16 protein-coding genes are annotated in these 17,590 nt (G+C 64.9%); 9 read left to right on the top strand and 7 right to left on the bottom strand.

All coding sequences use genetic code 11. The annotated features are described in order from the left end of the window. Positions 1-51 precede the first annotated feature (51 nt). On the bottom strand, positions 52-1,275 hold the full coding sequence (gene fabB / locus ACVIN2_RS21165; RefSeq protein ID WP_219678846.1) for a beta-ketoacyl-ACP synthase I: 1,224 nt from the start codon (positions 1,273-1,275) through the stop codon (positions 52-54). A 39-nt stretch (positions 1,276-1,314) separates the two neighbouring features. Continuing rightward, positions 1,315-1,836: a bifunctional 3-hydroxydecanoyl-ACP dehydratase/trans-2-decenoyl-ACP isomerase gene (gene fabA / locus ACVIN2_RS21160; RefSeq protein WP_456767018.1), complete on the bottom strand. Its 522-nt coding sequence runs from the start codon at positions 1,834-1,836 to the stop codon at positions 1,315-1,317. 355 nt (positions 1,837-2,191) lie between these two features. On the opposite strand from fabA, the gene irrA reads away from it, so the two are divergent. Continuing rightward, positions 2,192-2,683 carry an iron response transcriptional regulator IrrA gene (irrA, locus tag ACVIN2_RS21155; RefSeq protein WP_018455787.1) on the top strand — a complete coding sequence of 164 codons (492 nt, stop codon included), beginning with the start codon at positions 2,192-2,194 and terminating at the stop codon, positions 2,681-2,683. Positions 2,684-2,845: 162 nt separating this feature from the next. Here irrA and ACVIN2_RS21150 read toward each other — a convergent pair whose 3' ends face one another. Continuing rightward, the gene (locus ACVIN2_RS21150; RefSeq protein ID WP_456767017.1) at positions 2,846-3,376 is read right to left on the bottom strand and encodes an SH3 domain-containing protein; all 531 of its coding nucleotides are present in this window, start codon (positions 3,374-3,376) and stop codon (positions 2,846-2,848) included. A gap of 326 nt (positions 3,377-3,702) precedes the next feature. Here ACVIN2_RS21150 and ACVIN2_RS21145 point away from each other — a divergent pair, with 326 nt between their 5' ends. Continuing rightward, positions 3,703-4,704, top strand: a complete 1,002-nt coding sequence (locus ACVIN2_RS21145; RefSeq protein ID WP_018455785.1) for a 2-hydroxyacid dehydrogenase — start codon at positions 3,703-3,705, stop codon at positions 4,702-4,704. Between the two features lie 3 nt (positions 4,705-4,707). Here ACVIN2_RS21145 and ACVIN2_RS21140 read toward each other — a convergent pair whose 3' ends face one another. Then, positions 4,708-5,619, bottom strand: a complete 912-nt coding sequence (locus ACVIN2_RS21140) for a LysR family transcriptional regulator (protein ID WP_456767016.1) — start codon at positions 5,617-5,619, stop codon at positions 4,708-4,710. 115 nt (positions 5,620-5,734) lie between these two features. Between ACVIN2_RS21140 and ACVIN2_RS21135 the strand changes: the two genes are divergently transcribed. Beyond that, the gene (locus ACVIN2_RS21135; protein WP_456767015.1) at positions 5,735-6,742 is read left to right on the top strand and encodes an aldo/keto reductase; all 1,008 of its coding nucleotides are present in this window, start codon (positions 5,735-5,737) and stop codon (positions 6,740-6,742) included. A gap of 9 nt (positions 6,743-6,751) precedes the next feature. On the opposite strand, the gene ACVIN2_RS21130 is transcribed toward ACVIN2_RS21135, so the two are convergent. Next, positions 6,752-7,555 carry a HesA/MoeB/ThiF family protein gene (locus ACVIN2_RS21130; protein ID WP_456767014.1) on the bottom strand — a complete coding sequence of 268 codons (804 nt, stop codon included), beginning with the start codon at positions 7,553-7,555 and terminating at the stop codon, positions 6,752-6,754. A gap of 230 nt (positions 7,556-7,785) precedes the next feature. Here ACVIN2_RS21130 and ACVIN2_RS21125 point away from each other — a divergent pair, with 230 nt between their 5' ends. Beyond that, complete coding sequence (locus ACVIN2_RS21125; protein WP_456767013.1) at positions 7,786-9,144, top strand: serine protease; 1,359 nt, start codon at positions 7,786-7,788, stop codon at positions 9,142-9,144. Between the two features lie 67 nt (positions 9,145-9,211). On the opposite strand, the gene ggt is transcribed toward ACVIN2_RS21125, so the two are convergent. Further along, a complete protein-coding gene (ggt, locus tag ACVIN2_RS21120) occupies positions 9,212-10,891 on the bottom strand; it encodes a gamma-glutamyltransferase (protein WP_456767012.1) in 1,680 nt (559 codons plus the stop codon). A gap of 239 nt (positions 10,892-11,130) precedes the next feature. Here ggt and ACVIN2_RS21115 point away from each other — a divergent pair, with 239 nt between their 5' ends. Continuing rightward, positions 11,131-11,874 carry a nucleotide-binding protein gene (locus tag ACVIN2_RS21115; protein ID WP_456767011.1) on the top strand — a complete coding sequence of 248 codons (744 nt, stop codon included), beginning with the start codon at positions 11,131-11,133 and terminating at the stop codon, positions 11,872-11,874. A 272-nt stretch (positions 11,875-12,146) separates the two neighbouring features. Here ACVIN2_RS21115 and mutM read toward each other — a convergent pair whose 3' ends face one another. After that, positions 12,147-13,028, bottom strand: a complete 882-nt coding sequence (mutM, locus tag ACVIN2_RS21110; protein ID WP_456767010.1) for a bifunctional DNA-formamidopyrimidine glycosylase/DNA-(apurinic or apyrimidinic site) lyase — start codon at positions 13,026-13,028, stop codon at positions 12,147-12,149. Positions 13,029-13,109: 81 nt separating this feature from the next. On the opposite strand from mutM, the gene ubiE reads away from it, so the two are divergent. The 4 genes from ubiE to dut are packed head-to-tail and all read left to right on the top strand — an operon-like array spanning position 13,110 to position 17,432. Continuing rightward, positions 13,110-13,871, top strand: coding sequence for a bifunctional demethylmenaquinone methyltransferase/2-methoxy-6-polyprenyl-1,4-benzoquinol methylase UbiE (gene ubiE, locus ACVIN2_RS21105; RefSeq protein WP_456767009.1), 762 nt, complete (start codon positions 13,110-13,112; stop codon positions 13,869-13,871). After that, a complete protein-coding gene (gene ubiB / locus ACVIN2_RS21100) occupies positions 13,868-15,442 on the top strand; it encodes a 2-polyprenylphenol 6-hydroxylase (RefSeq protein ID WP_247817709.1) in 1,575 nt (524 codons plus the stop codon). Before ubiE ends, ubiB begins: the two co-directional genes overlap by 4 nt. A gap of 56 nt (positions 15,443-15,498) precedes the next feature. Further along, entirely contained in the window at positions 15,499-16,977 is a 1,479-nt protein-coding gene (gene coaBC / locus ACVIN2_RS21095) for a bifunctional phosphopantothenoylcysteine decarboxylase/phosphopantothenate--cysteine ligase CoaBC (protein ID WP_456767008.1), read from the top strand. Beyond that, positions 16,974-17,432 carry a dUTP diphosphatase gene (dut, locus tag ACVIN2_RS21090; protein WP_456767007.1) on the top strand — a complete coding sequence of 153 codons (459 nt, stop codon included), beginning with the start codon at positions 16,974-16,976 and terminating at the stop codon, positions 17,430-17,432. The genes coaBC and dut overlap by 4 nt, the downstream gene beginning before the upstream one ends. Positions 17,433-17,590: the final 158 nt, after the last annotated feature.

Here is a 17,590-nt window from a genome sequence, read left to right as displayed (position 1 = left end):
CGGGACAAGCCCGGCCATGACGAGAAAATTACCAGCGCGTCCGCAAGGACGTCACGCATCCAGCCGGCTGAACACCAGCGTGGCATTGGTGCCGCCGAAGCCGAAGGAGTTCGACAGCACGGTGCCGATCTTGACGTTGTCGATGCGCTTGCGCACGATCGGCATATCGGCGAACGCGGGGTCGAGTTCCTGGATGTGGGCGCTCTCGCAGATGAAACCATTGTTCATCATCAGCAGCGAATAGATCGCTTCCTGCACGCCGGTCGCGCCCAGGGAGTGACCGGTCAGCGCCTTCGTCGCCGAGATCGGCGGGCACTTCTCGCCACTTCCGAACACCCTGCGGAGCGCGTCGATCTCCGGCGGATCGCCGGCCGGCGTCGATGTCGCGTGCGGATTGATGTAGTCGACCTTGGTCTTCACGGTCGACATCGCCATGCGCATGCAGCGCTCGGCGCCCTCGCCTGACGGTGCGACCATGTCGTAGCCGTCGGACGTCGCGCCGTAGCCGACGATCTCGCCGTAAATGCGCGCGCCGCGCGCCTTGGCATGCTCGAGCTCTTCCAGCACCAGCACGCCGGCGCCGCCGGCAATCACGAAGCCGTCGCGGTTGACGTCGTAGGGACGCGAGGCCGTGGAGGGCGTGTCGTTGTACTTCGAGGACATCGCGCCCATGGCGTCGAACAGCACCGACAGCGACCAGTCCAGCTCCTCGCAGCCGCCGGCGAAAATGACGTCCTGCTTGCCGATCTGGATCGTTTCATAGGCGTTGCCGACGCAATGGTTCGACGTGGCGCAGGCCGAAGAGATCGAATAGTTCACGCCCTTGATCTTGAACCAGGTCGCGAGCGTCGCGGAGGCCGTGGAGGACATCGCCTTCGGCACTGCAAACGGCCCGACGCGCTTCGGACCCTTGGTGCGGGTGATGTCGGCGGCCTCGACGATGGTGCGTGCGGACGGGCCGCCGGAGCCCATGATGATGCCGGTGCGAATATTGGAAATTTCGTCAGGCGAGAGACCGGAATCCTGGATTGCCTGTTCCATCGCGACGTGATTCCACGCCGCGCCCTGACCGAGGAAACGCATGGCGCGGCGATCGACCACCGTCGAAGGATCGAGCGTCGGTGCACCCTGCACCTGCGAACGGAAGCCGAGCTCGGCATATTTCTCAGCCCGCGAAATGCCCGACTTCGCCTCGTGAAGGCTCGCAAGCACTTCCTGGGTGTTGTTTCCGATGGAGGAGACAATGCCCATCCCGGTGACCACAACCCGCCTCATGACAGCCTCGCCTCAATCGTTGTCTTCGTGGTGATGCGCTCAGCCCAGGCTCGTGCCCTGCTTGAACAGGCCGACCTTCAAATCCTTCGCGCGATAGATAATCTGGTCATCGACCGAAAGCCATCCGTCGGCGATACCAAGCACCAGCTTTGAACGCATCACGCGCTTGATATCGATGTTGTACACAACCTTGCGGGCCTCCGGCAGCACCTGGCCGCTGAACTTCAGCTCGTTCAGGCCAAGCGCGCGACCGCGACCTTCACCGCCGCTCCAGCCCAGATAAAAGCCGACCATTTGCCACAGCGCATCGAGCCCGAGGCAGCCGGGCATCACCGGATCGTTCTTGAAGTGGCAGCCGAAGAACCAGAGGTCGGGCTTCACGTCGAGCTCGGCGCGCACCACGCCCTTGCCGAATTCACCGCCGGTCTCGCTGATGTCCGCAATGCGGTCGAACATGAGCATCGGCGGCAGCGGCAATTGCGCATTGCCAGGGCCGAACATCTCGCCGCGGGCACATGCCAGCAGATCTTCATATTCGTAACCGTTGCGCCTGTTCAGCATGCGGAAGCCTTTGTGTTCAAACCCCGATTGAGCGGCGTTTCCGGCGAAAATGGGCCCTCTCCTGTTCGAAAGGCAACAGCTGTTGCCATTGTCGGACGAGAATACCGAAGGGCCCTGGATCGATAGCGAGCGGCCTTCAATGCCGGGTCGCGCCAAAATCGGTTAAGCGGAACCGCGGGCTCTCTAACACAGGCCATTTCGGGTAGCAAAGCGCTCTCATGAAGGTAAAATGACGGGCCAGCAAGCCGGTTCCCTACCTGATTAGAACCACTCTAGTTGCGAGAAACTTGCATCTGCATCTATCTCTCCATATATGTTTGGGGATCACAGTGTTCACGCGTGCCCGAAGCTGGAAATGAACGAAAATAACGCGCCCCATCGCGACGAAGAGGCCCATGCGGCGGCTCTTATGTCCGGCCGTCAGCCGGCTTTGACCGGTTGCCCGTGGCACGACGTCAACGAAATGCTCCAGTCCGCCGGGCTTCGCCCGACGCGCCAGCGCATGGCGCTCGGCTGGCTCCTGTTCGGCAAGGGTGCACGTCACCTCACGGCTGAAATGCTCTACGAAGAAGCGACGCTGGCCAAGGTGCCGGTCTCGCTGGCGACCGTCTACAACACGCTGAACCAGCTCACCGACGCCGGTCTGCTGCGTCAGGTCAGCGTCGACGGCACCAAGACCTATTTCGACACCAACGTCACGACCCACCATCACTACTACCTCGAGAACAGCCATGAGCTGGTCGATATCGAGGATCCGCATCTGGCGCTGTCCAAGATGCCGGAGGTGCCCGCGGGTTACGAGATCGCCCGCATCGACATGGTCGTACGGCTGCGCAAGAAGCGCTGAGCTTCGAATCTCGCGTCGTCCCGGCGAAGGCCGGGACCCATACCGCGTGATTTATCGATAATCACAGCAATCTGTATCGCAGGACGACCGGGTAACTACCCGTCTTCCTCAAACTACTGCCTGTGGTTATGGGTCCCGGCCTTCGCCGGGACGACAACGAGATCAGTTCACCTGCTCGTCCGAGTAGACGCCCCAGAGGCGCTCCTGCTGGATCCAGCCGTCAAAGCCGTTGCCGAGAACGTGGCACCAGTTTGCGCTGCACTTCTTCACCTGGGTGACGACGCCGGCCTGGAGCTTTGCGGCCACCGCGCTGTCGGGATCGGCGCGATCGTAGATCGGCGCGAGCTCGTCCTTGTGCTTCATCGTGACGACCGCGGTGCGGCGGCCCGACAGCAGCGAGTGATAGACCCAGCCCTCGGCGCCCTCGGAATCGCGCACCCGGCGCCAGTTCTCGAACTCGGCGGTGATTTCGACCGGCAGGCCGGAGCGGGTGTAGACCCAGGCGACGTCATTGTCCTTGGTCGGGCCGGCGCGGACGTTGACGTGATCCGATTTCAGGCTGACGTAGCGCGGCACCGGGAGGCCCGAGGCCGTCTGGGGTGTGCTGTCCTTTGCCGAATGCCCGGGACTGACCGAAGCGCTCAACCAGGTGCAAACGAGCGCCATCACCGAACAAAAACGCCCCAACGCCATCAACCCGTCTCCTGTCGAAGGTCCGGCCGAGCCGGGCCCTCACCCCAAAATTCCAAAACCAGGCCGCTGTCGCCCCTGACCCGCCCCACGCGGGTGTTCCCGAGCCCTTTGCCCGTGGTTCTTGTCTTGGCCCGGCCTTCTGCTAGAGAGGACGGACGTCTGAACAACCGGTTTGTCCCGATTTTCCGGCCGGAAATGTCGGGAGAGCTTGAAGGAAACGCCGGGGACGACACGGCAAGCGCAGTGTCGAACAACCGGGTTAATGAGGCCTCAACGGCCGGCCTTTGGCGACAGAGGCGGCTCGCAACGCCTCATGAGGGCAGGACATGTCGGTGAAGAAAAAGCCCCTCGTCGTCGTGACGCGCAAGCTTCCGGACTCGATCGAGACCCGGATGCGCGAGCTGTTCGACGCGCGGATCAATCTCGACGACACGCCGATGTCGCCCGAGCAGATCGCGGAAGCCGCCCGCACCGCCGACGTGCTGGTCCCCACCGTGACCGATCACATCTCCGCCGATATCGTCAACCAGCCCGACTGCAGACTGAAACTGATCGCCAATTTCGGCAACGGCGTCGACAACATCGATGTCGAGGCCGCGCATGCCCGCGGCATCACCGTCACCAACACGCCGAAAGTTCTGACCGAAGACACCGCTGACATGACCATGGCGCTGATCCTCGCCGTGCCCAGGCGGATGATCGAAGGCGCTTCGATCCTGACGGAAGGAAAACCCTGGCCCGGCTGGTCGCCGACCTGGATGCTCGGTCATCGCATCGGCGGAAAGCGCCTCGGCATCATCGGCATGGGCCGCATCGGCCAGGCGGTCGCACGCCGCGCACGCGCCTTCGGCTTGCAGATCCACTACCACAACCGCCGGCCGGTGGCGCCGAAGATCGCCGAAGAGCTGGGCGCGACCTATTGGGAAAGCCTCGACCAGATGCTGGCGCGGATGGACATCATCTCGGTGAATTGTCCGCACACGCCGGCGACCTACCATCTGCTGTCGGCGCGCCGGCTGAAGCTGATCCGCAAGGACGCCTACATCGTCAACACCGCGCGCGGCGGGGTCACCGACGAGGACACGCTGATCAAGCTGATCGAAGGCGGCGAGATCGGCGGCGCCGGCCTCGATGTCTATGAGCACGAGCCCGCGGTGAACCCGAAGCTGGTGCGGCTCGCCAAGGCCGGCAAGGTGACGTTGCTGCCGCATATGGGCTCGGCCACGATCGAGGGCCGCGTCGAGATGGGCGAGAAGGTGATCATCAACATCCGCACCTTCCTCGACGCCCACAAGCCGCCGGATCGCGTGCTGCCGAGCATGCTGTGACGTCTATTTGTTGCGTGTTTCGCGCTTGCGCCAGTCGGCGACGAAATCGATGAAGGCCCGCAGCGCCGGGGGCGTCTGGCGCCGGCTTGGATAATACAAGAACGGGCCCGGAAACGGCTCGCACCAGTCTTCGAGCAGCCTGACCAGCGCGCCCGACTTCAGGGCTTCGCCGACATAACCATCAAGCGTCGCCCAGACACCGGCGCCGTCGAGCGCAGCGCGCATGGAAAGGCCCATGTTGGTCGAGATCAGCTTTGCCGGCGGATCGACTTTCACCAGCTGACCGGCCTTCTCGAACTCCAGATCATGCATGACGCCGCTGGAGTAGCGGGCGCGGATGCAATCATGGTCGAGCAGATCCTTCGGATGCTCAGGCTTGCCGCGGCGCGCGAGATAATCGGGCGAGGCGATCACGACATAGCTCTGCGGACCGCTGAGCGAGATCGCGACCATATCCTGCGCGAGATGCTCGCCATAGCGCACGCCGGCATCGAAGCCCGCGCTGACGATATCGACGAACCCGCTCTCGGAGACGATGTCGAGATCGACCTGCGGATAGGCCTGAAGGAACGGCCCGATCATCGGCGCCAGCACGAGATCGACCGCCGGCGGCGGCGCGTTGATGCGCAGCCGGCCCGAAGCCACTTCGCGCAGGCCGCGGACCTGATCCAGGGCGTCGCCGACATCGCGCAGCGCCGGCGCCAAGCGCGACAGCAGCAGATCGCCCGCCTCGGTCAGGGCGACGCTGCGGGTGGTGCGGTTCATCAGGCGGACGCCGAGGCGCTCCTCCAGATCCCGAAGCCGCTGGCTAAGGCTCGACACCGACACGCGAATCTCGATCGCCGCGCGCCGGAAATTGCGGGTGCGGGCGACTGCCACGAAGACGTCGAGATCACGCAGGTCGGGCTCAGCCATTGTTCGCTAATGTGAACAAGCCATTCTCGATTGTCCAGCTTATCGGCGCAATCGATCAGGCGCATATCAGGCCTCGTCACGCGGCGCAGTCAGCGCCTTTTCGAGGAGAGCCATCATGGAACAGCGCAAACTCGGTTCAACCGGTCCCACCGTCTCCGCTCTCGGTCTCGGGTGCATGGGCATGTCCGAGGTCTACGGCCCCGCCGATCGCGGCGAGAGCATCGCCACGATCCACGCCGCGCTGGATGCCGGCATCACCCTGGTCGACACCGGCGATTTCTACGCCATGGGCCACAATGAAATGCTAGTGCGCGAAGCGCTCAAGGACGTGCCGCGCGAGAAGGTGCAGATCAGCGTCAAATTCGGTGCGCTGCGCGGTCCTGCCGGCGAATTCACCGGCATGGACACGAGGCCGGCCGCAACGAGGAACTTCCTGGCCTATTCACTGCAGCGGCTCGGCACCGACTACATCGACATCTACCGTCCGGCGCGGCTCGATCCCAACATTCCGATCGAGGAAACCATCGGCGGCATCGCCGATCTCGTGAAGGCCGGCTACATCAAACATATCGGCCTGTCCGAGGTTGGCTCCGACACCATCCGCCGCGCGCATGCCGTGCACCCGATCGCCGATCTCCAGATCGAATATTCGCTGATCGAGCGCGGCATCGAACGCGACATCCTGAAGACCTGCCGCGAGCTCGGCATCGGCATCACGGCTTACGGCGTGTTGGCGCGCGGCCTCATCAGCGGCCATTGGTCGAAGGACTCCGGCAAGACGGGCAAGGACTACCGGCTGATGACGCCGCGCTTCCAGGGACCGAATCTCGATGCCAATCTCGCACTGGTGGAGCAGCTGCGCGCCATCGCCGCCGAGATTGGCGCGACGCCGGCACAAGTCGCGATCGCCTGGGTGGCGGCGCAAGGGAAGGAGATCGTGCCGCTGGTCGGCGCCCGCACCCGCAACCGCCTCAGCGAGGCACTTGGTGCGGCCAAGGTCACGCTGACGCCGGCTCATCTCGCGCTGCTGGCAAAGGCCTTCCCGCCTGATGTCGCCGCCGGTACGCGTTACGCCGCCGAGCAGATGGCGCATCTCGACAGCGAGAAGCCGGCCACGGCGTAGCGGCTGCGGTCAGGTGCGATGGGCGCTGAGGTCAGTGATCACAGGCCCATCGCCGTTGAGCGGATTAGCCGGATCGCGCGCGTAACGCAGCGTCTCGAAGCGCATCGCGCGCGCATCGATCATCAGGAGGCGGCCAACCAGGCCGTCGCCAAAGCCGACGATCTCGCGGATCGCCTCCAGCGCCATCATCGAGCCCATCACGCCCGCGAGTGCGCCCATGACGCCGGCTTCGGCGCAGGCCGGCACGGTCCCGGGCGGCGGCGCCTCCGGAAACAGGCAGCGATAGGTCGGATTGAATTCGCCCTGCTCGTTCTTCTCATGGGCGCGGATGGTGGTCAGCGAGCCATCGAAGGTGCCGAGCGCCGCTGTGATCAGCGGCCTCTTGGCGAAGAAGCAGGCGTCCGAGGCCAGATAGCGGGTGGAGAAATTGTCGGAGCCGTCGAGCACCAGGTCATAGTCGCCGATCAGCGCCAGCGCATTGTCGGCATTGAGCCAGGTGGCGTGGCCGACGAAGCGGACATGCGGATTGAGCGCCGTGATCCGTTCGGCCGCGCTCTCGACCTTGTGCCGGCCGATATCGGGCGTGGTGTGAATGACCTGGCGCTGGAGGTTCGACAGCGACACCACGTCGTCATCGACCACGCCGAGCGTACCGACGCCGGCGGCCGCAAGGTACATCAAGGCGGGCGCACCGAGCCCGCCAGCGCCGATCACCAGCACGGAGGCCCGCTTCAGCGCTGCCTGGCCGGGACCACCGACATCGCGCAGCACGATATGGCGGGCATAACGTTCGAGTTCGTCCGGGCTCAGCATCGTTATCCTTCCAGATCCTCCCCTCATGGTGAGGAGGCGCGAAGCGCCGTCTCGAACCATGAAGGCCCCGCTGCAGCTGAACGGCCTTCATCCTTCGAGACGCCGCTTACGCGGCTCCTCAGGATGAGGAGCTAGACCTCTCCTGCCCGGCCTGAACCACCCCGAGATTGTTCGCGACCAACGAGATGTGCTTCAATGGCATTGCGTTCAATGGGCTGGCTGGATTTGTCATGAGATCGATGCTTGCGGCAACACTGATGTTTGCGGCTGCGACAGGCGCACACGCCCAGATGACGACACCGCAAATCCCCGGCACCAAGCCGAAGCCGGTCCAGACCGTTCCGATCCGGCCTCCTGCCTTGCAGACGCCGGCCGCGACGGCCGATGCCATGGCGCAGGCAGAGCGGTTGTCGCTGCAGTCCGACCTCGCCTGGGTCGGCCAATATAACGGCGCCATCACCGGCGACGTCAGCGCGCGCCTGGTCGAGGCGATCAAGGAGTATCAGAAGGCGAAGGGCGGCAAGCCGACCGGCGTGCTCAATCCGCAGGAACGCGCCGCGCTCGCCGAGACCGCGCGCCGCAAACAGGAGAGCGTCGGCTGGAAGATCGTGACGGAGATGACCAGCGGCGCGCGGCTTGGGATTCCCTCAAAGCTGGTGCCGCAGCAGGCGACCGACGCCAACGGCTCGAAATGGACCTCGCCCACGGGTACGGTGCAGGTGCTGCTCGGCCGCCGCAAGGAGGCGAACCCGACCACGGCCAAGCTTGCCGAAGCGGAGAAGAAAGAGCCGGGTCGCAAGGTCGACTACACCGTGGTGAAGCCGGACTTCTTCGTGCTGTCGGGTCTGCAGGGCCTGAAGAAATTTTACATGCGCGGCACTTCTCGGGGTGATGAAGTCCGCATCATGACGATCCTCTACGACCAGGCGACCGAGAACACGGTCGAGCCGGTCGTGATCGCGATGTCGAGCGCGTTCAATGCATTCCCGTCGGGGCCACAGGCCGGGCCGCCGCCACGCAAGACCGTCGAATATGGCACCGGCCTTGTCGTCAGCGAGGATGGCGCGATCGTCACCGACCGCCTCGTCACCGATTCCTGTCTCGCGATCACGGTCGCCGGCTATGGCAACGCCGACCGTCTCGCCGAGAACCGGGAACACGATCTCGCGCTGCTGCATATCTATGGCGCCCGCGGCCTGAAGCCGTTCAGCCTCGGCAGCGGCGCGGCGAAGTCGACTGTCGATGTCGTCGGTATCGCGGATCCGCAGAGCCAGGGCGGAGCGGCCGTCGCGTCGAGCCTCAAGGCTGCGCTGGCATCTGTCGGTGGCGGCGATTCCCCGCTCTCACCGCCACCGGCTGTTGGCTTCTCCGGCAGCGCCGCCATCGACGGCGACGGCAAGTTCGCCGGCATCGCGTTGTTGAAGCCGGCGATGGTTGCGGGCGCCGCGACGTCGGTACCGGCGTCGCAGGCGGTGATGGTCTCCGCGGAGACGGTGCGCGATTTCCTGAAGACAAACGGTGTCACCGCGAACGGCACCTCGATGGATGCGAAAGCCGCCGTCGTGCGCGTGATCTGCGTGCGGAAGTAACCTCGCCGAAGGCGCGCAACCTCTCCCGCAAGCCGAAGAGGTGATCGAGCCCGCGATCAGCGCGCCATTAGCTCAGCCTGAACCTGATCCCGGCCTTCGCGAGCCCGCCGGAAATTCCGACCGGCGTGCCGTCCGCACGCCAGCAGGCGGCGCCGATCATGGTGCCGTCGTCGTGGAAGGCGATACCGTTCATGCCGCCGGCGACTGTCGCAACAGGCTGCACCTTGTGGCCGAGGCGCTCGAGCTTCGCGCGCACGCTCGCCGGTACGTTCTGCTCGACTTCGAGCACATTGCCCTCCGTCCAGACCCGCGGCGCCTCGACTGCTTCCTGCAAGCTCATACCGTGGTCGATCAGATTGAGCAGCGCCTGCATCGCGCTCGGGAAGATTCGTTTTCCGCCGGGCAAACCCAGCGCATAGCGCAGCTTTCCATCACGGAGTGCCATCATCGGCGACATCGAGGTCGTCACCCGCTTGCCCGGCGCCAGCGACAGGGCGTGGCCTGGACGCGGATCGAACAGGTTCATGTAATTGTTGGCGATGGCGCCGAGGCCCGGGATCATGATCTTGGCGCCGAACAGATTGTTGATGGTCTGCGTGGTCGCAACCACGTTGCCGAACGCATCGGCCGCCGTCATGTGCGTGGTGTGCGCGCCTTCAAGCTGCGACACGCCGGCGCCCCAGCTCTGCGCCCGCGCCGGGTCGATCGCAGCGCGGCGCTCCTCGGCATAGGCCTTCGAGGTCAGCCGCTCCACGGGGACGCCGACATAATCAGGATCGCCGCTGGCAGCGGCGCGATCGGCGAATGCGATCTTCAGGACCTCCGCGAGATAGTGGATCGTTTCCGGTGTGCCGAAGCCGAGGCTGCCGACGTCGTAACCCTCCAGGATGTTCAGCATCTGCGCGATATGCACGCCGGAGGCCGCGGGCGGCGGCGGGCCAAAGATGGTCCAGCCGCGGTAATCGGCACGGATCGGTTGCCGCTCGACGGTCTTGTAGCTGGTGAGGTCGTTGCGCCGGATGAAGCCGCCGGCTTTTTCCATGTAGTCGACGAGGATGTCGCCAAGCGGCCCCTCATAGAGCGCCTTTTCGCCGTGGTCGGCGATATGCCGCAACGTCTCGGCATATTCGGCCTGTACCACGCGCTCGCCGACCTTGAGCGGCTCGCCGTCTGGCAGATAGATCGCCGCGATCGGCTTGTCCTTGCGCATTTCGGCGGCGCTCTCGCTGATGCATTCGTGCAGATAGGCTGTCGCCGCGTAGCCGCGCGCGGCGTGCTTGATCGCGGGCTGCATGACATCGGCAAGGCTCATGGTGCCGAAGCGGCGCAGCGTCTCGCACCAGGCTTTCAGCGAACCCGGTGTGGCGACCGCCTTTGGGCCGTTGAGATTTTCATTGCCGACGGTGTCGAACACGTCATGCGCGGAGCCCGGCATGGGGGTGTAGCTGGTGTCAAGCACCGCCCCGGGCACGGTGCTCTGCCCGTCGATGAAACGGTGGCTGCCGTCGGCGAGCCGGATGTGCGCCATGCCACCGCCGATGATGCCCACCATCATCGGCTCGACCACGGTCAGCGTGAACAGGGTCGCTATCGCGGCGTCGATGGCGTTGCCGCCGGCGGCCAGCATCTCCGCGCCGGCGCTTGAGGCCAGTGGATGGTTGCTGACCACCATGCCGCGGCTCGATACCGCGGGCATCTTCTGGCATTCAAAATTCGTCGCCGTCCGGTCGCGCCAGTTTCCGCCCATGCCTCTTGTCCTTCTTATTCACGGCAGCAAGCACAGCACACGTACGAGTACGGGTCCAGTAATGGTACGGATTCGCTGGCATTCCGGATTCCGACATCATCGTGACTGCTGATTCGGACCTCCGCGATCCCCTTTGGATTGGGCCGGCACGTCCTGAGCGAGAAGAGCTCAGCATCGAGATCGATGCACGTTCGCGTGGCGTTTCCCGAGACCCAAGCACTCCAAAGGATTGATCTTCAATGCACACGATCGTACTGGCCACCCAAAAGGGTGGCAGCGGCAAGAGCACGCTCGCCATCGGCCTCGCGCTGGCAGCCAAGCAGGCCGGCTTCACCGTTCGCCTGATCGAAACCGACCCGCAGGGCACATTGTCCAACTGGCAGCGCCGCCGCACCACCGATGATCTCGTCGTCGAGCCGATCTATCACGCCGCCGATATCGAGCCGCGCCTGAAGATGCTCGCCGACAGCGGCCTCCAGCTCGCGATCGTCGATACCGCCGCCGGCCTCAGCGCCGCGACCACCGCCGCGATCCGCCATTCCGACCTCTGCCTGATCCCGGCCCGCCCGAGCGTCGCCGACATCGAAGCCACCGTTTCGACGCTCAGCGTCGCGCGTGCCTGGAAGCGGCCTTACAGCTTCGTGCTGAACCAGACTCCTATCCGCGGCCAGCGCATCGACAACGCCGCCAACACGCTCGCCGAGGAAGCCGCGCTCGATCTCGCCGAGGTGCTCGCGCGTCCCCTGATCGTGATGCGCAACGACCACCAGGACTCGCTCGCAAGCGGCCTTGCGGTGAGCGAATTCGCCCCGAACGGCAAGTCGACCGAGGAGATCCGCGGCCTCTGGCATTGGATCGAGACCCGGCTCGAGCTCGCCGCCACCACCAAGGTCTTGATCGACCAGGTCATCGCGGCCGCGGACGGAATGTTGCACGTCGCCGCCGAGCTTGCAGCCGACGAGACCACGATACTGGCGTCCTGAGCGGGGCAATCGCTCAGACGCCAGCCGGCCCTTCGCCATCCGGAAGGGGCCTCAGCGACGAAGCAATCCGGCCACCAGCCCGGCCGGATTGCTTCGCTTCGCGTTTTTGGGGAAACTCTATCTCGGCCGTCATTGCGAGCGCAGCGAATTCGCTTTCGTAGCCTGGATGGAGCGAAGCGCAATCCGGGACGCCTCCATCCATTGCATGAAGATCCCGGATTGCGCTGCGCTCCATCCGGGCTACGGCACTCCATCATCGCGACGCTGCTGACTCACTTCTGACATTTCGGACACCAGAACGTCGACCGGCCGTTCTGCGTAAAGCGCTTCACGGTGCCGCCGCAGCGCGGCGTGGTGCATTTCTCGCCCTCGCGGTCATAGACCTTGAACGAGTGCTGGAAATAGCCGAGCTCGCCCGAGGTCTGGCGATGATCGCGCAAGCTGGAGCCGCCGGCCTTGATGGCGTCGTTCAGCACGGTATGGATCGCGCCGACCAGTCGCTTCGCATGGTCGGTGGTCTCGCCCTTCTTGGTCGACAGCGTCGCGGCGATCCGGCGCGGCGACAGATGCGAGCGATGCAGGGCTTCGCAGACATAGATATTGCCGAGCCCGGCGACCACGCGCTGATCGAGCAGCGCGGCTTTCAGGCTCGTGGTCTTGCCAGCACAGGACCGCGCCAGCATCGCTGCGTCGAATTCATTGCCGAGCGGCTCGGGGCCGAGCCCGCGCAACAGCGGCTCGTCGTCGAGCGCACTGCGCGCGATCACTTTCATGTAACCGAAGCGGCGCGGATCGTTGAAGATGATGTCGGCGCCGGAGGACATCCGAAACAGCACGTGGTCATGCGTGGAGTCCTTGGCCTTCGGATAGTGAAACTCGCCGGGCGCTACCTCGTTGTCCGGCTTGATGACGCGGAACGAGCCCGACATGCCCAGATGCATCAACAGCACGTCGCCGGAGGCGAGATCGGCCATGAGATATTTTGCACGGCGGCCGAGCCCCGTGACGACCTGCCCCTTGAGTCGGGCCACGAAGTCGGGCTGGAAGGGAAAGCGCAAATCCGGCCTGCGGGCCTCCGCGACCAGGATTTTCGCACCCTCCATGACAGGCTGAAGGCCGCGGCGGACGGTCTCGACTTCGGGCAATTCGGGCATGGTCAGGCATTCACCTTATGAGGGCGGTGTGATAGCGCCATTGCGGCGGGCGCGCTATGGTCCGCCTCGTGGAGTAGAGTAATGGATCGGCCGGGCGAAACCACGCATTTTGGCTTCAGGGACGTTCCCCTGGGCGACAAGCAGACGCTGGTGAACGATGTGTTTCACAGCGTGGCGTCGCGCTATGATTTGATGAACGATTTGATGTCCGGTGGCCTGCACCGGGTCTGGAAGGACATCATGATCACCGCGCTCGACCCGCCCAGAGGCGACCGGCCGTTCGCGCTGCTCGACGTTGCCGGCGGCACCGGCGACATCTCGTTCCGTGCCGCCAAGGCCGCAGGCGCGGGTTTCCATGCCACCGTCTGCGACATCAATTCCGGGATGCTGGAGGTCGGCCGCGAACGTGCCGCAAAGCGGCATCTCGAGACCCAGGTCGATTTCGTCGAGGGCAATGCCGAAGCGCTCGCTTTCGCCGACCGCAGCTTCGACGCATATACGATCGCCTTTGGCATTCGCAACGTGCCGCGGATCGATCGCGCTCTGGCCGAGGCCTATCGCGTGCTCAAGCCAGGCAGCCGCTTCCTCTGTCTGGAATTCTCCACCGTCGAGATGCCCGGGCTCGATCGCCTTTATGACCTGTTCTCGTTCAAGGTGATCCCGCCGCTCGGCCGCATGATCACGGGTGACGCCGAGTCCTACCAATATCTGGTCGAGTCGATCCGCAAGTTTCCAAGACCCAACGCCTTCGCCGACATGATCCGCAACGCCGGCTTCGCCCGCGTGAACTGGCAGATATTGTCCGGCGGCATCGTCGCACTGCATTCGGGCTGGCGTTTGTGATCTCTGCCATAACCCATAGTGCGCGCCTGATGCGCGCCGCGTTCGTATTCGCGCGCGAGGGCGTGTTCGGCGCCGTCGATCCGAGTTTGGTACCGCCGCACGGACAACTCGCGCTGAAACTTGCGCGCATCATCGAGCGGCGCGGTCCGAAGCAGGGCCCGCGGCTGTCGCGCGCGCTGACCCGGATGGGCCCGGCCTATCTCAAGCTCGGACAATTTCTGGCGACGCGTCCCGACGTCGTCGGCGTCATCATGGCGCGCGACCTCGAAAGCCTGCAGGACCGCTTGCCGCCGTTCTCGCAAGCCGAAGCGGAGGCTGCGATCGCGACGTCGCTGGAACGGCCGCTGACCGATGTGTTCGTGAGCCTCAGTGCGCCGGTCGCAGCCGCCTCGATCGCACAGGTGCATCGCGGCGAAGTCCTGCGCGACGGCATCCGCAAGGCGGTCGCCGTGAAAGTGCTGCGACCCAACGTGGCCGCTCGCTTCCGCCGCGACCTCTCCGACTTCTTCTTCGTCGCCTACAAGGCCGAATCCTATTCGTCCGAAGCGCGGCGCCTGCGCCTGATCGAAGTCATCAACACCATGTCGCGCTCGGTCGCGATGGAGATGGACCTGCGCCTCGAGGCCGCGGCGTTGTCGGAGATGGCGGAGAACACGCGCGACGATCCTGATTTCCGCGTACCGACCGTGGACTGGGACCGTACCACGCACAACGTGCTGACGATGGAGTGGATCGACGGCATCGCGCTGAACGATCACAAGCGCCTGGCCGAGTCGCAGGTCGACCTGCCCGATCTCGGCCGCAAGGTGATTCAGAGCTTCCTGCGCCACGCGCTGCGCGACGGCTTCTTCCACGCCGACATGCACCCGGGCAATCTGTTCCTGGATGACGCGGGTCGCCTCGTCGCGGTTGATTTCGGCATCATGGGCCGGCTCGGCATGAAGGAGCGGCGCTTCCTCGCCGAAATCCTGCTCGGCTTCATCACCCGCGACTATCGTCGTGTCGCCGAAGTGCATTTCGAGGCGGGCTATGTGCCCGCGCATCACTCGGTCGAGAACTTCGCGCAAGCGATCCGTGCCATCGGCGAGCCCATTCACAACCGCACGGCGGAAGAGATCTCGATGGCGCGGCTGCTGACGCTGCTGCTCGAGGTCACCGGCCTGTTCGACATGACCACGCGGCCCGAGCTGATCCTGCTGCAGAAGACCATGGTGGTGGTCGAGGGCGTGGCACGCGGCTTCGATCCCAAGCTCGACATCTGGAAGGTCGCCGACCCCGTGGTGCGGGAATGGATCGAGCGCAATCTCGGCCCGATCGGCCGGGTCCAAGGCGCGATCTCCGGCACAGGTGATCTCGCGCGGATCCTGATGCGTCTGCCTGATATCGCCGCGCGCTCGGTTGCGGTGCTCGAACAGCTGGAGACCATGACCCGGGAGGGCATCCGGCTGTCGCCGGAGAGCATCGCGGCGATGGGCCGCAGCGAGGGCCGCAAGAACCGTTGGCGCACCGTGGCGCTCTGGATCATCGCCGCGACCTTCATCGGCATCCTGATCGCCGTCCGGAATCTTTGATTGCAGTGCAATCATGCGAATGATAGCATCGCTATCATTCCGCGCCGGAGAGTGCCGTGGCAAGTCTGACCATCCGCAAGCTCGACGAGAACGTCAAAACCTTCCTCCGCCTGCGCTCGGCCAAGAACCGCAGGTCGGTCGAGGAAGAGGTCCGGGTCATCCTCGGGGAGCTGATCGAGGGCCGTGAGGAGCCCCTGACGCCATTCACGGCGCCGCCTGCGGCCTCGGCCACCCCGCTGCCCCAACGCACCGGCGCCGTTCCAGAAGCCAGCGTCACCCTGATCATCGGCGGCGGGATTGCGGCCTACAAATCGCTCGACCTGATCCGAAGGCTCAAGGAGCGGCGGATCGAGGTGCGTTGCGTGCTGACCAAGGCGGCACAGCAATTCGTCACGCCGCTGGCCGTAAGCGCACTCTCGCATGAGCGCGTCTACACCGACCTGTTCGATCCCCAGAGCGAGTTCGACGCCGGTCATATCCGCCTCGCGCGCGAGTGCGACCTGATCGTGGTGGCGCCCGCGACCGCGGATTTGATGGCCAAGATCGCCAATGGCCATGCCGACGATCTCGCCAGCGCCATCCTGCTCGCGACCAACCGCAAGGTCCTGCTCGCGCCGGCGATGAATCCGCTGATGTGGAACAACGCGGCGACACGGCGCAACGTCGCGCAGCTTCAACGCGACGGCGTGATGCTGATCGGGCCGAATTCCGGCGAGATGGCGGAAGCAGGTGAAGCCGGGATCGGCCGCATGTCCGAGGCGATCGAAATTGCGACCGCCGCCGAGCGCCTGCTGCGGCCGCCAGTGCCGCGCCCCCTCGCCGGCAAGCGCGTGCTGATCACAGCGGGGCCGACCCACGAGCCGATCGATCCGGTGCGCTACATCGCCAACCGGTCCTCCGGCAAGCAGGGCTTTGCGATCGCCGCCGCCGCACAGGCTGCAGGCGCCGAGGTGATCCTGGTCAGCGGCCCGGTCGAGCTTCGTGATCCCCCCGGCGTAACGGTCAAGCATGTGGAATCGGCACGACAGATGCTGGAGCAGGTGCAGGCCGCGCTTCCCGCCGACATCGCGATCTTTGCCGCCGCCGTCGCCGACTGGCGGGTCGCCAATGAAGGCGAGCAGAAGCTGAAGAAGACCTCGGCCGGCATGCCGCCGCTCCAGCTGGTCGAGAACCCCGACATCCTGGCGACGATCTCGAAACTGACCGACACGCGTCCGCCGCTGGTGATCGGCTTTGCCGCCGAGACCGAGCACCTCATCGACAACGCCAAGTCGAAGCTTGCCCGCAAGGGCTGCGACTGGATTGTCGCCAACGACGTCTCCCCCGCAACCGGCGTCATGGGCGGGGACCGCAACACCGTGCACCTCATCAGTCGCAAGAGCGGTGAGAAGAACGATGAGAAGGATGGCGAGATTGCCGTTGATTCCTGGCCGGCGATGACCAAGGAACAGGTCGCCATTGAATTGGTCGCGCATATCGCAAGGAGCGTGACCGGCAAATCCTTGAACGACAAAGCCCCGGAGCCCGCATCTTGAGCACCAAAGTCACGGTCGAACTGCAACGCCTGCCCCATGCGGAGGGGCTGCCGCTGCCGGCCTATCAGACCAATGATGCCGCCGGTCTCGACCTGATGGCGGCGGTGGCCGAGAACGAGCCGTTGACGCTCGCGCCCGGCCAATACGCGCTGGTGCCGACGGGCCTCGCGATCGCGTTGCCGCCCGGGTACGAGGCCCAAGTGCGGCCGCGTTCTGGGCTTGCGGCCAAGCACGGCGTCACCGTGCTGAACTCGCCAGGCACGATCGACGCGGACTATCGCGGCGAGATCAAGGTGATCCTGATCAATCACGGCCAGGCCGCCTTCGTGGTCAAGCGCGGCGAGCGCATCGCGCAGATGGTGATCGCGCCAATGGTGCAGGCCGCGCTGGTTCCCGTGGCGACCCTGTCCGCGACCGACCGCGGCGCCGGCGGATTCGGCTCGACCGGTCGCTAGGCGCGGCACATCCGGCCGAATCACCGAGGAACTACGTGAATCGGAACACCGCGCCCCGCATTTTTTTGGGACCGCCTTTGCGTTCACGATCTGGACTCTTACCGGTGGAGTCACGGTGAGGGTATTGTCGTTTGATTCGCGCGCGACGGGGGTCGCCG

This window comes from Bradyrhizobium sp. USDA 3650 (assembly GCF_054057395.1).
Note: the sequence above shows the minus strand (reverse complement) of the source record. Positions and strands in the feature narration are given on the sequence as shown.